This window comes from Parabacteroides sp. AF21-43 (genome assembly GCF_003635435.1).
Lineage (GTDB): Bacteria > Bacteroidota > Bacteroidia > Bacteroidales > Tannerellaceae > Parabacteroides > Parabacteroides distasonis.
In genome coordinates this window covers 1-11,972 of the sequence record NZ_QTMG01000048.1, presented here as the reverse complement: position 1 = coordinate 11,972, position 11,972 = coordinate 1, and the positions used below count along the sequence as shown (strand labels likewise).

16 protein-coding genes are annotated in these 11,972 nt (G+C 42.6%); 13 read left to right on the top strand and 3 right to left on the bottom strand.

What is annotated here, in order from left to right; translation table 11 throughout:
- Window positions 1–30 precede the first annotated feature (30 nt).
- A complete protein-coding gene (locus tag DWX84_RS20720; RefSeq protein WP_005855743.1) occupies window positions 31–528 on the bottom strand; it encodes an HU family DNA-binding protein in 498 nt (165 codons plus the stop codon).
- A 229-nt stretch (window positions 529–757) separates the two neighbouring features.
- Here DWX84_RS20720 and DWX84_RS20715 point away from each other — a divergent pair, with 229 nt between their 5' ends.
- The gene (locus DWX84_RS20715; protein WP_005855745.1) at window positions 758–997 is read left to right on the top strand and encodes a DUF4248 domain-containing protein; all 240 of its coding nucleotides are present in this window, start codon (window positions 758–760) and stop codon (window positions 995–997) included.
- A gap of 133 nt (window positions 998–1,130) precedes the next feature.
- Here DWX84_RS20715 and DWX84_RS20710 read toward each other — a convergent pair whose 3' ends face one another.
- Together DWX84_RS20710 and DWX84_RS20705 are read right to left on the bottom strand one after the other, a co-directional pair.
- Window positions 1,131–2,963, bottom strand: coding sequence for a DUF3987 domain-containing protein (locus DWX84_RS20710; RefSeq protein WP_044546484.1), 1,833 nt, complete (start codon window positions 2,961–2,963; stop codon window positions 1,131–1,133).
- 55 nt (window positions 2,964–3,018) lie between these two features.
- Window positions 3,019–3,582: a BT4734/BF3469 family protein gene (locus tag DWX84_RS20705; RefSeq protein ID WP_005855750.1), complete on the bottom strand. Its 564-nt coding sequence runs from the start codon at window positions 3,580–3,582 to the stop codon at window positions 3,019–3,021.
- A 137-nt stretch (window positions 3,583–3,719) separates the two neighbouring features.
- Here DWX84_RS20705 and DWX84_RS20700 point away from each other — a divergent pair, with 137 nt between their 5' ends.
- The 12 genes from DWX84_RS20700 (at window position 3,720) to DWX84_RS20645 (ending at window position 11,844) form a co-directional block, all read left to right on the top strand.
- The gene (locus DWX84_RS20700) at window positions 3,720–4,148 is read left to right on the top strand and encodes a hypothetical protein (protein ID WP_005855752.1); all 429 of its coding nucleotides are present in this window, start codon (window positions 3,720–3,722) and stop codon (window positions 4,146–4,148) included.
- A gap of 86 nt (window positions 4,149–4,234) precedes the next feature.
- Window positions 4,235–4,489, top strand: coding sequence for a hypothetical protein (locus DWX84_RS20695; RefSeq protein WP_005867958.1), 255 nt, complete (start codon window positions 4,235–4,237; stop codon window positions 4,487–4,489).
- Between the two features lies 1 nt (window position 4,490).
- Window positions 4,491–4,892, top strand: a complete 402-nt coding sequence (locus DWX84_RS20690) for a type II toxin-antitoxin system VapC family toxin (protein ID WP_005867959.1) — start codon at window positions 4,491–4,493, stop codon at window positions 4,890–4,892.
- Entirely contained in the window at window positions 4,877–5,185 is a 309-nt protein-coding gene (locus DWX84_RS22280; RefSeq protein WP_227793779.1) for a transposase, read from the top strand. The genes DWX84_RS20690 and DWX84_RS22280 overlap by 16 nt, the downstream gene beginning before the upstream one ends.
- Window positions 5,157–5,408 carry a nucleotidyltransferase domain-containing protein gene (locus tag DWX84_RS20680; protein WP_008778244.1) on the top strand — a complete coding sequence of 84 codons (252 nt, stop codon included), beginning with the start codon at window positions 5,157–5,159 and terminating at the stop codon, window positions 5,406–5,408. The genes DWX84_RS22280 and DWX84_RS20680 overlap by 29 nt, the downstream gene beginning before the upstream one ends.
- A gap of 327 nt (window positions 5,409–5,735) precedes the next feature.
- Window positions 5,736–7,274 carry a lipopolysaccharide biosynthesis protein gene (locus DWX84_RS20675; protein ID WP_008778245.1) on the top strand — a complete coding sequence of 513 codons (1,539 nt, stop codon included), beginning with the start codon at window positions 5,736–5,738 and terminating at the stop codon, window positions 7,272–7,274.
- 83 nt (window positions 7,275–7,357) lie between these two features.
- On the top strand, window positions 7,358–8,134 hold the full coding sequence (locus tag DWX84_RS20670) for a glycosyltransferase family 32 protein (protein WP_005867964.1): 777 nt from the start codon (window positions 7,358–7,360) through the stop codon (window positions 8,132–8,134).
- Between the two features lie 19 nt (window positions 8,135–8,153).
- Window positions 8,154–9,353 carry an O-antigen ligase gene (locus DWX84_RS20665; protein WP_034530492.1) on the top strand — a complete coding sequence of 400 codons (1,200 nt, stop codon included), beginning with the start codon at window positions 8,154–8,156 and terminating at the stop codon, window positions 9,351–9,353.
- Window positions 9,354–9,371: 18 nt separating this feature from the next.
- Entirely contained in the window at window positions 9,372–10,337 is a 966-nt protein-coding gene (locus DWX84_RS20660; protein ID WP_005867966.1) for a glycosyltransferase family 2 protein, read from the top strand.
- 7 nt (window positions 10,338–10,344) lie between these two features.
- Window positions 10,345–10,758 (top strand): DUF1919 domain-containing protein, encoded by a 414-nt coding sequence (locus DWX84_RS20655; RefSeq protein ID WP_122377615.1) that lies wholly within the window; start codon window positions 10,345–10,347, stop codon window positions 10,756–10,758.
- Complete coding sequence (locus tag DWX84_RS22275) at window positions 10,752–10,958, top strand: DUF1919 domain-containing protein (protein ID WP_008778249.1); 207 nt, start codon at window positions 10,752–10,754, stop codon at window positions 10,956–10,958. Before DWX84_RS20655 ends, DWX84_RS22275 begins: the two co-directional genes overlap by 7 nt.
- Window positions 10,959–10,965: 7 nt before the next feature.
- Window positions 10,966–11,844 carry a glycosyltransferase gene (locus tag DWX84_RS20645; protein ID WP_008778250.1) on the top strand — a complete coding sequence of 293 codons (879 nt, stop codon included), beginning with the start codon at window positions 10,966–10,968 and terminating at the stop codon, window positions 11,842–11,844.
- Window positions 11,845–11,972 lie beyond the last annotated feature (128 nt).

Here is an 11,972-nt window from a genome sequence, read left to right as displayed (position 1 = left end):
TTACTTTTGGGTCAAGCCAAAAGTGACACGTTAGATCTCATCAGGCGACTCCGAATCCCCACCCCCAGCAGCCGGCTTCTTCGAGATATCCACGGTAGTCTCCCCAGCCTTCTCCGCACGGAGCACCGCTTGCTGAGCCTTGCGAGTAGCCACAGGTTGGAACTCCAGCCCGGCGAAGACATTCTTCAAGTCCTCGCCCGGTATATACTGGATACTAACCCCGGTGATGTTTGTAGATGTGAATTTCTCAAGACTCTCCGCACCCTCGTTGAGGATATGGAGCCGGAATTTACCCAGTTCGCCGAAATCCACCTGTTTCCCCTCTTGGAGGGCATCGAGCAGGTTCTCGACAGTGGAGATCAATACCGCCACCACATCCGCCCGGCTGACGGTGGTTTGCATGGATACCCGGCGGCTCAGCTGCTTGAGCGATAGCTCACCATTGATCTGTGCCGTGGCGTACGCTTTCGCCGGCTCGTCTTTCTTGATAGGGTTGGTCCGAAGGGACACGCTGTAATTTAAAGCCATAGATTTGATAATTAAAAATTGATAATTGAAAATTGAAAATGAAATCGATTTGTTTTCGATAACGAATGTACGACATTCGGTTTCCTCTGAAATGAATACCGCTGACAGTGGATGAATAAGGGAGATAAAAGAGGAGATATACTGAAAAATAGACCTCCGTATAGTTGTTCGTGTCGTATGTTTTAAGTATCTTTATACCAATAAGATAAATCTTAAAAATGCGAACGATATGCGAACAGGATACACACAAATCGACGAGTGGCCCGTGCGGCCCTATTCCAAGCGGGAGCTGGCCATGGCCTACGCCCCCGAGATCAGCCCCGTCTCGGCCCTGAACCGGCTGGCGGAATGGATGCGGTATAACGATCGTCTGACCCGGGAGCTTGGTGATACGGGCTACCGCCCGAGGCAACGGGTCTTCACCTCCCTGCAAGTGGAGCTGATCTTCCGTTACTTGGGTCGTCCTTGAGAGGAGATACCGCCACCCGTCGGTATAGGCGAGCGGCGATGCCGGTACTGGCATCAGACAACGCCAGTACTGGCGTAGGGCTGCGACGGTAGTGCTTACGGGCGATGACAGTAGTGGCATTTCCTTCATTCCTTCATTCCTTTGGGCGTCTCTCACGCACACACACGTGCGAGGAGAAAGCGTACTCGCCCCGTGCGGTCTTGATCAGTGTTCCCTTCTCCAGCATCCGTTTGAGGGAGGAGTCGAGTGTTTTCTCGGGTATGCCGTTCTTCGCTGCCTCCTCCACGGCCTGCCGACGGCAGAACATCATTGGGAGGGCATTGAATAAAGCCTGTTCAGGAGAGGTCTGGACAGGGACGGCCTCGGAGGTAGGCAGGAAGCCCAGCACATAGCTCGAATGGCGGTAAAGAGGCTCTATGAGCGTGAGTACGGCTTGGAAATCCTCGTCGGTGACCCGTAGGTCCAGCTTGGGGACGATACCATCCTTGATATTCTCGATGGGGATCTCCGGGGCGGGGGAGAGACCGGGGGAATTGAAAATGGAAAATTGAGAATTGAAAATTTTTTGTTGGGGAGGGAGGAATTTCTCCAAGGCTCTCAACAGGGCTACTATGCTCAGGATCCGGCAGGTATTGATGGCGATACGGGCCACGGCGCTTCGCATGGAACCTCCATAGGCGTAACCGGCGTGGGAGAATAACTGGGCGAACCGTTGGTTGAACAGCTCTTTCTGTTTCTCGGATAGCCTTAGCTGGATCGTTTGGACCGATCCGTTGATCAGGTCCAGTACCTGTTTCCATTGTGTTCCCCATGTGGCGAAGCGTAGGCCGTAATCCTCGCCTTCCGAATCGAATTGGTCCATCCACTCATCGATGGGTGGCATGAAATAGAATAACTGGCGAGAGAACAGGCCGTTCTCCGCCGAGGGGATCAGCGGCTTTACTTGCGCCGGGGTTCCACTTAGCAATACGCTGAGATAAGACTCATCGCATTCCCGGTACTCATGATTGGTACGCCGGTTGAAGGCCAGTCGCTCATGGTCGTGGCATTTACGCAAGGTATCGCTCCAATGGCCGTGATCCGCTCCGATGGCGGTACTCACGGTATCAGCCTCGGTCTCGCAGATCAGCCCCACGCCGTCGGCCTCTATGAGGTTCTCTAAGATACCGGTACCCGAGTTATCGCCGGCTATGAGGAACATCTTGAGGGGCGGTTGTTCCGGCTCGGGCGTCTCGGAGCGTTTCTTGCCGAGTGAGTCCCATCGGTTCTTTTCCTCCCGATAATTCTTTAGGCTGTCTTTGTAGCGGGCCATCATCTCCTCGTGAATAGGTTCAGCTAGGCGCCTGACCCATGTCAAGGCTCCTTTTCCGGAGGCGGGAGGCGCTACGATGAAGGTTTGTAGGCATGGGTACATGTATTTTTGTCCGTATAACACCCGTACCCGCTTGTTCAAGGTGCCCCCGAGTACGGTGAATACTCCCAGCAGGAGTATGTCACGCTGGGCGATGGAGTTTCCGCAATCGATCATCTGCTTGATGAACGGGGGCCACGGATAATCCGGGAAAGCGGGTGGCAAGTCCTCACGTGCGTACGTATGTGCGTGTGTGGGTGTGAGAGGGGCTTGAAGGTTTGAAGGATTCTTGTTCTCCCTCGGGTATTGGCGGAAGGTGTCGGCCAGTTGCTTGTCCGTTTTTACGCCGGCAATCTCGGCCCAGTGGAAGACGGAGCCTAATCCGTTGCGCCCGTTGCCCGCTTTGAGGGCGTGGTCGTATAGCTTGTCCGCTTCTTCGTAGACGTATTTCTCGGACAGGCGGCAGATGCGATGAAAGAACGTCCTTCCCGCTTCCCCGCAATCGTTGGCGGTGGCGAAGGCGATCGGCATATACTCTTGGTAAGTGGGAGCGATGTTCGCCCCTTGGTGTTCGATGGCGGCGACAAGCCGCTCTAAATCTGATAATGGGTTCATTTGATTTATAAGTTATAATTTATGATTTAAACTGTCAACAGTCACTTGTCAACTATCAACTCTCCCGCAACTTAGCGGAGGGATCATGGCAGAGGAAACACGCCCGTGAGAGATCGGCGTTTGAGGCATCCGCATTCAATCCGTATTTCCATTTCAGGTATTCCCATGCCGATAGCCGTGCCTTATCAAAAGATTCCTCTATGGAAGCCTTGGGTGAGAGCCGGTAGGGGACGAGCAGTTTCACGCCTGTGGTGCTTGGGCTGACGAAAGCTAGGTCCGGTCTCAGTTTATTATCGGCGAACAAGGTGTCTCGCCAGTGGAGGGTTTCCTCCGGCGAGGGGAGATGGTCGATATCGATGACAAACTCTCCGGAAAGGAATAACAGGCGGTCTTCCTTGCGATAGGAGAAGACCCCGGCCGGTGTGACGTATGGCAGTAAGTTTTGCTTCAGTTTGCGGAACCGTTTCTCATCGCTCAAAGCGTCCTGTACGCTGAGCGTTCGTTCTTTCAGCCACTCGTTGGAGGTGATATAGGTATGCAACTGTTTGACACTGGTCACGCCGCTCGGCACTTGATTGGAGATGGGGGCGTTGAAAAAGGACATGATACATTCTTTCATTAACTCGTTTGATTTAAAGTTTAGGCTGGTAAAGGAAAGGTAAAAGAGTGAGAAAAAACGGTCCGGTAAGTTATTTGCACCTATCGGTAAGTTATTTGCGCATAAAAGTAATTCGGTGACAGGAAAAAGAAGAAGATATGAGTGAAGAGAAAGCGAGCCCGTGTGTGCTGCACATCCATGGCGAGAACATACAGGTGCTGCCCAACGCCATGTTTGCCATTCAATATATTTGCTTGGACCCGGGAGAAAAGCCGGAGGTCGTTTCGGAAAAAGACGTGAGGCCGGATCCGGAGCCGTGTGATTTATTAGCCTCCTATATCCAAGACGAGGAGGTGCGTCACGACTTCGTGAAGCGAATCGCCCAATGCCCGGATGTGGCCACCCTCTGCCAAACGGTGCTGACCGACCTTTTCAACGAGGTCTTTTGCGACTGCGTGGAACCGGCCAAACTTATCAAGAGCAAGGAATTCATCAACGCCATCATCCCCCTGCTCCCCTTCAAGCAAGGCAAGAGCTTGCGCAATATCCGGCGGGCGATCGTGAAGTATGTGCTGGGGGAGGGGTAGAGGGACTGCATATTTTGATATTTAGAGGAGAAATGTTTGCGATAAAGGAGAAAATGGATATATTTGCCTAATAAAGAAAATGAGTTATGAATGCGACGATCGTTCCTGAAATGAATATTCCGAATATGGATACTTATTGGAGTATCCTTAAAAACTTGAGTTCGGATATGAAGTTAGAGCTAATATCCCGGCTTTCTAAATCATTGTTAAGCAAGGATCAGTCCATAGATGATAATTGGGCCTCGCAATTTGCCGGGGAGTGGAAAGATTCCCGTTCCGCTGAGTCGATCATAGAGGATATCCGAAATTCACGAACCTCAAATCGTGAAATAGAACTGTGATATGAAGAAATACCTTTTGGATACGAGTATTTGTGTTTTTCTGTTCCGTCGTAAATATGGAATAGCGGAAAAACTCCAAAAGGTTGGGGCATTGCAATGTTATGTGTCGGAGGTCACCATCGCAGAATTGAAATATGGCGCATATAAAAGTGATCGTATCAAAGAGAACCTTGATTTGATAGATCGATTTATTAGGTTGATAAACATTGTACCTTTTACAGACTCCATCGAGTTCTACGCTCAAGAAAAGAATCGCCTTCGTTCGTTGGGTGTATCCATAGAGGATTTTGATTTGCTCATAGGTTCAGCAGCCTGTAGCGGCAACTTGATCCTAGTTACAGATAATGTAAAGCATTTTGCGAATATAAAGGGATTGGCTATTGAGAATTGGGTAAAGCGATAGTCTTCATTAAGCAGACTGGAACTCATAAGATGCACAATAATGCCATCGAACGAATGTTCCGACACATAGCCATTGGTCGCCGTAACTGGTTGCACAGTGGCAGCCATTTTGCCGCATCGAATATAGGGTTTATGTATTCACTCCTTGAAAGCTGCAAACTTACCTTTGTACCAAGTGAAAAAATAAATGTCATAGAGTTTATGAGAACGGACGTGTTAAATCGAATAAAAGAGACCTTGCGTAAGGTTGTACCGGCTGGAGGACATGCTTTTTTTGTATGGCTCGCAGGCTAGGGACGAGGCACGTCCAGATTCGGATTGGGATATATTGATCTTGTTGGACAAGCTAAAAATCGAGGTGGAGGATTATGACAATGTATCTTATCCGTTAGTGGAACTAGGTTGGTCGTTAAACGAGTGCGTCAGCCCGGTGCTTTACACCTTGAAAGATTGGATGAGATACCATTTCTCCCCCTTTGTACACAACGTAAAAGACGAGGGGATACGATTGCTATGAGTTTGAGTGCGGAAGATATAACAGCGGATCAAGGCGCAAACCCATAACGGGGTAGTCGGTCAATTAGGATTGAATTATGTCTCTAAAGGCCTATTGACAAAAGATGAAGGTCGATTATATTCCCGTTTGTTACAACATCGTATTACCGGAGATTATAATGATTTAATAATATTGTAAATTCGTACTTTACTATTTGTATTATGCTGAGTGATTTATCTCGGTAACTTATCTCTATAAATATAGTTTAAACTCATTTTAAATTTAGACACTTGATTTTCGTCTTGCTGGTTTGTCGGCGGGATGGAAGTGTTTTGTGTACTTATCTTTATGTCTGCTACATCAGAGAATAATAAGCGGATAGCGAAGAATATGCTGTTCCTCTATATGCGCATGCTCCTAATCATGGGGGTGACGCTGTACACCAGTCGGGTCGTGCTACAGGTATTGGGGGTAGAGGACTTCGGTATTTATAATGTGGTGGGGGGAGTAGTCTCGATCATGGCTTTTTTTATCTCCAGTTTGTCCAATGTCTCTCAGCGTTATATGAATATAGGATTAGGAAAGCAAGATATTCGAGAGGTGGAATATGCTTTTCGACAGAGTTTTACTCTAATGTGCCTGTTGTCTGCTATATTATTACTGTTAGGTGAGACATTGGGATTATGGTTTGTTTACAATAAACTGGTAATACCACCGGATCGGACGGTAGCGGCGCTTTGGGTATATCAGTTCTCGTTGATCTCCGTCCTTTCTGCTATCAATCAAGTTCCGTTGATGGGATCGATCGTGGCGCACGAGCGAATGAATATGTATGCGTATTTAGGTTTGTTTGAGGCTTGCGCTCGATTGCTAATAGTGTATTTCTTGAAGGTTTTCGGAACATTTGATTCTTTGATTCTTTATGGAATGTTGACAGCGTTAGTTTCCTTTATCACTTGGTTGCTTTATGCGATTTACTGTATCAGAGTTTTCTCCGAATGTAAATTACGTTTTTATTGGGATCATTCTTTAGTGAAAGATATGTCACGATTTATTGGCCAAAATTTATTTGGATGTTTCGCTTGGTCAGCAGGTATCCAAGGAACTAATATTCTTTTGAACTTGTTTTTTGGCCCTGCGATTAATGCGGCACGAGCCATATCTGTACAGGTGAGTGCAGTGGTAACACGTTTTACCGAGAATATCATGACAGCGGTTAAGCCTCAGATCATAAAGTCGTATGCGTCAGGCGATCGAGAATATATGATAGTTCTTATTGTGAAAAGTTCAAAATATGCTTATTTCTTAGCGGCTCTATTTGCGATTCCGGTAATGATGGAGATAGAGTTCTTATTGAAGGTATGGCTGGGGCAGGTGCCGGAACATACGGTTGCCTTTACTCGTTTGGTCTTGTGTGAATCGTTAATAGGAGTTTTCATACCGCCCCTTTGGATAGCGGCGAATGCCACGGGACGAATCAAGAACAATCAGGTGTACGGGCGAATGTTTACGTTGGCTATTTTGCCTATTAGTTATTTGCTTTTGAAAGTACAGCAGGATCCGATGATACCTTTTTTTGTGGCGGTCGTCGCAAATATAGGTTATTGGCTCTATTGTCTATATGATATACATGTTCAGATACGATTGGATATAAGATATTATTTGAAAGAGGTGGTTATGCCTGGACTGTTCCTGTCCTTGATTTTATGTTCTGTAGGATTAATTCAAAGTTTGATGATTCCGGAAGATACTTTCTCTCGCTTTTTATTAGTGTTCGCAAGCATGTTGATCGTGGGCGTATGTGTCGTTTATAGACTTTTGAGTGAAGGAGAGCGGGTCGTATTACAAGGATATATTCAAAGGGTATGTACCAAATTAAAAAAATAGTATAGCGATTGGAATAATAGCAGTTGCTTAGATACCAGCTTACGTTTTTGTTTATGAAATTGTAACTAATATTTCAAGTAAATATGATACCAAAGAAAATTCATTATTGTTGGTTCGGGGGCAATCCGTTGCCTCCTTTGGCAGTGAAGTGCATAGAATCGTGGAAGAAATATCTTCCGGACTATGAGATAAAGGAGTGGAACGAGAGTAATTTCGATCTGAATTATAACGACTATGTCCGTGAAGCGTATGAGGCTAAGAAATGGGCGTTCATAACGGATGTGGTTCGCTTGTACGCCATGGTGACGGAAGGTGGTATCTATATGGATACGGATGTAGAGGTATTGAAGCCGTTAGATGAGCTGTTACAATATGATGCGGTGTCGGGATTCGAGTCTTCGTCTCGAATCCCGACAGGCTTGATGGCCTGTCGGGAGGGGCAGCCCCTCTTTGAGGAGCTGCTCCATGAGTATGACGTTTTACATTTCAAGCGTCCTGACGGTAGTTTAGATGTGACAACAAATGTAACCCGTATTACGAACGCTTGCCTGAAATATGGTTTTGTTCCTAATAATACGAAACAGACTGTCAATGGATTCACGTTACTTCCCCAAGATTATTTGTGTCCAAAATCGTATGTGGATGGTAAGATTTATTTAACGGAGAACAGTATGACGATCCATCATTTCGCGGGGAGTTGGGTGAGCGATGTGGATCGGTATGCGCAGGAATTAGGTAAAAAACTTATTTTTTTGCCTAAAGGTATTCGTGGATATGTGACTAAATTTTTGTCAATCATAAAATATAAAGGGATTAAAGATATGTTTTGTGAAATGTGGAGATGGATGAAAAGAAGATGACCTAGCTATAAAAACAAAAATGAAAGCGTTCTTTATAATATTCTTGTATTTTTTATTTGATAGGGAAACTTATTATATCCTTCATTCTGATACATTGTCTTTAATATATGTTTCACTTTCAAAGTTTTTTGCTGTTTTTGTAATATTGATGGCTCTTATTAAGCAATTTAATAAGAATACATTAAAAGTTATGGGGTGTATATGTCTTGTCTTTTTTAGTATGTTGATTTCTACTGTTATTAAAGATGGAGATGTGCGTCGTGCTATAATGATTATGTACCCGGTTTTGGCTATGGGAGGATTGATGTTGTGGCAATGTTCTACATTTAATCGAACAAAATTATTTGTTCGATATATCGCTTGTTTTTATTTTGTTTTAATGGCGATTAATTTCTTTTTTTTGCTTGTGTCTCCTTCTTTTTTTGTTAATGATTCGATGTCTGGGGAGTCTTATTTTCTAGGAATTGAGAATCAGGTGGGGTATCCAATGATGAAAGGCCTTTGTTTTGTGCTTATTGATAGCTATTTCCGAGGGGAAAAAAGGCTTTTGTGCGTTTATATAATAATGCATGTTTCTACTATATTGATTATATTTTCAGGTAGCAATGTTGTTGGTTTAGTTTGCATGCTTCTTTTTTTGATTCCAAATGTGATTCAGCGTAAAATAGCTTCTTTGTCATTGAATACTTTATTGCTCGTGTTTGTGTCTTTATTTGTGTTTGTTATATTGTTTGGAAATTTGATGATCATCCTTGAATCTCCTTTAGTTTCATATGTGATAGAAGATTTGTTAGGTAAGAATTTAACACTTACAAATAGAACCCTAATTTGGGGTATGGTGGTAGATGGATTTTTAAATTCTCCTATTATAGGAAACGGTGTTAGAGAAACTACGAGTTTATTCTATATATCTGAGCAATATACGAAAGGTTATATGAGTGCTCATAATCAAATATTGCAATCTTTATATGAGACAGGGATTCTGTTTTTTGTATCTCTTGTTCCTCTTTTTAATGAATTGAATAAATCTTTAAAAAGCAGTGTTCCGTTTTTTTCTTTAATAGTAAAAGGTTCTATTTTTTCTTTTTTAGTAATGTATATGGCAGAAGCTCCAGGTATGGATAAAATACTGAATCTTGTTGTTTTTGGTTTATTAGTCTCAAAAATGAACAATACTGTTACTTGTAAGGGTAATATGTATGTTCGTTGTGAAAAGTGATTTTTTAATGTGTCTATTATGGATTTAATATCAATCATTGTCCCTGTTTACAACGTGGAGCAATATTTGCGAGACTGTATTGAAAGTATTATCAATCAAAGTTATCGAAATTTGCAAATTATCTTAGTAGATGATGGTAGTTTGGATGATTGTCCGAGGATTTGTGATGAGTATGCCTGTAAGGATCATCGCATAGAGGTTATTCATAAAGAAAATGGAGGTCTTTCTGACGCTCGTAATGTGGGGGTCGATCAAGCTTGCGGAAAATATATATCTTTTGTTGATAGTGATGATAGGATAGCTGAAGATATGATTGAGAGCCTTTATGATAGAATTGTAGGGGTGAAAGCGGATATGTCTGTTTGTCAGAGATTTTTAATTGGAGAGAGTGGAGATATTAAGGATGATGATAAAGCTCTTTTTGAGGATTATGTAGTATATGGAAATAAAGAATGTGTGCATGATTTTATGTCTTCAAAAGGAATTGATACGGTGGCTTGGGGGAAATTATATCGTACGGAATTGTTTCAAGATATCCGTTATCCAAAAGGAAAATATCATGAGGATGTATTTATTACTTATCGTTTGGTGGCTAAGTCTAATGTGATAGCGGTTAGTGGTGAGAAAAAATATTGTTATAGGATACGTAATGCCAGTATAACACAATCTTCCTTCTCCTCAAAACATTTGGATGCGGTGATAGGTAAATGTGAAATAGCAAACTTTATGGAGGTTAATTATCCGAGTGAATTGGTTTACGCTCAAGCTGGAATTGTGTATGCGGCCAATCAATGTGTTTGGAGAATGGGTATTTCTCATTGTTTTAATAAACAATACATGAATTTTTTGCAATCGAAATATCGTTCTTTTGAAACACCCTTCTTGCGCTATGGAAAAAACAGATTTTTCTCGAAAATATTTTCCATATGTGCTTTTATTAGTGTGAATATGGTAGTGAAATCTATATCAATCATCAAAAATTAGAATAGGTATGTTGGGAAAAGTGAAAGTTATCTTACAAGAGCGTATCAATCGTAAAAATAGAAGCAAATTAACTAATTTATCACCTTCATTGGTCTGTAGTAATTGTACAGGTGGCTTTTTATATCATTGGTTGGGTTTACGTTTCTATTCACCGTTCATTAATTTGTATATGACCAATGAGGATTTTTTGACAGCCTTGGAAAATTGGGATTTGTTTATTCATTCAGAGATCAAAGAAGTTAAAAATAGTGGTTTTGATTATCCGGTAGGAGAAGGACTATTAGGTGTAAAAATCCACTTTGTTCATTATAAAGCATTTGCAGATTCACTTGCTAAGTGGAAAGAAAGATGTGAACGTTTGAATGCTGACAATATGGCGGTTATGCTGACAAATTGGGGGGGGGTGATGTCTCTGTGCTAGAGCGTTTTGATAAACTTCCGTTTAAAAATAAAGTAGCGTTTGTTGATAAAATTTATCCTCAGTTTAAATCTACTTGTTATTTGAGTGGGTTTTCGAAGGTGAAAGGCGTGAAAAATATTTATGCTACGCAATATCTCGATGGACGGAGATATATTGATCAATTTGATTATGTTTCTTTTATTAATCAATTAAACAAGTAAATGAAATATGCATAAACTTAAAATATTACTTGCCGCGATTTGTGGTGAGCTACTTAAACTGTACTATAAGGTAGGGTTAGGTACAATCCCATATGGAATCAATCAGGAGAAGGTGCGTAAAGAAAAGGTAATAGTTTCTCTTACCAGTTATGGACGAAGGGTGGGAGAGATACTCCCGTTTACGGTTATTTCATTGCTTCGTCAAACTTATAAACCAGACTTGGTATTGTTATGGTTGGATGATGAACATTGGAATGATGGTAATTTGCCTTTTATTTTGAAGCGTTTGAAAAAGAAAGGGCTTACTATCCGCTATTGTAAGGATATTAAATCTTATAAGAAGTTGATACCCACGTTAGAGGTGTATCCGGATGATTTGATTATTACTTGCGATGATGATTTCTTTTATCGGCGGAATATGGTTGAACGTTTAGTTGCTGAATATCATAAAGATCCCTCTCATGTTTACACGTATCGAGCTCATCGGGTATCATTTAATAATGATGGAATTTTGAGACCTTATAATGATTGGGAGATGGAAATTTCCGGGGTCGGCGGCCGTTTTGTGTTTCCAACGGGGTGCGGTGGTTGTTTATACAAACGCTCCTTGTTGCATAAGGATATTTGTAGGGAGGACCTGTTCATGCGTTTGGCTCCAAAGGCCGATGATGTGTGGTTTTATTTCATGGAAGTTTTGCATGGAACGGAGTGTGTAGTGTTACCGGATAAAGGATATGTCTATATTCCGTTGGACGTTTTTTATCAGTATATTCATAAAGAAGCAAGCCTGTCGGCTACGAATTGCAAGGAGTCTCAGAATGATCCTCAAATTCGAGCGGTGATGGATTACTATCATTTGATGGGTTCAGATTTAATAGGGTGCTGATTTTATTTCATGAAGAAACTTTCTTATACAATAGGTTGATCGTTGTTGGACCATTCTTGATCTGCCTAATATCTTACTTAAAAAAATAATACATAATTCTTATGAAAGCATGTTTCATGGGTTTGGGC

Excerpts from the sequence above, each read along its gene's own strand:
- DWX84_RS20720 (WP_005855743.1), bottom strand. The coding sequence starts at position 528 with ATGGCTTTAAATTACAGCGTGTCCCTTCGGACCAACCCTATCAAGAAA.
- DWX84_RS20645 (WP_008778250.1), top strand. The coding sequence starts at position 10,966 with ATGCATAAACTTAAAATATTACTTGCCGCGATTTGTGGTGAGCTACTT.
- DWX84_RS20655 (WP_122377615.1), top strand. The coding sequence starts at position 10,345 with ATGTTGGGAAAAGTGAAAGTTATCTTACAAGAGCGTATCAATCGTAAA.
- DWX84_RS20690 (WP_005867959.1), top strand. The coding sequence starts at position 4,491 with ATGAAGAAATACCTTTTGGATACGAGTATTTGTGTTTTTCTGTTCCGT.
- DWX84_RS20695 (WP_005867958.1), top strand. The coding sequence starts at position 4,235 with ATGAATGCGACGATCGTTCCTGAAATGAATATTCCGAATATGGATACT.
- DWX84_RS20700 (WP_005855752.1), top strand. The coding sequence starts at position 3,720 with ATGAGTGAAGAGAAAGCGAGCCCGTGTGTGCTGCACATCCATGGCGAG.
- DWX84_RS20680 (WP_008778244.1), top strand. The coding sequence starts at position 5,157 with ATGCTTTTTTTGTATGGCTCGCAGGCTAGGGACGAGGCACGTCCAGAT.
- DWX84_RS20675 (WP_008778245.1), top strand. The coding sequence starts at position 5,736 with ATGTCTGCTACATCAGAGAATAATAAGCGGATAGCGAAGAATATGCTG.
- DWX84_RS20705 (WP_005855750.1), bottom strand. The coding sequence starts at position 3,582 with ATGAAAGAATGTATCATGTCCTTTTTCAACGCCCCCATCTCCAATCAA.
- DWX84_RS20715 (WP_005855745.1), top strand. The coding sequence starts at position 758 with ATGCGAACAGGATACACACAAATCGACGAGTGGCCCGTGCGGCCCTAT.
- DWX84_RS20665 (WP_034530492.1), top strand. The coding sequence starts at position 8,154 with ATGAAAGCGTTCTTTATAATATTCTTGTATTTTTTATTTGATAGGGAA.
- DWX84_RS20660 (WP_005867966.1), top strand. The coding sequence starts at position 9,372 with ATGGATTTAATATCAATCATTGTCCCTGTTTACAACGTGGAGCAATAT.
- DWX84_RS20670 (WP_005867964.1), top strand. The coding sequence starts at position 7,358 with ATGATACCAAAGAAAATTCATTATTGTTGGTTCGGGGGCAATCCGTTG.
- DWX84_RS20710 (WP_044546484.1), bottom strand. The coding sequence starts at position 2,963 with ATGAACCCATTATCAGATTTAGAGCGGCTTGTCGCCGCCATCGAACAC.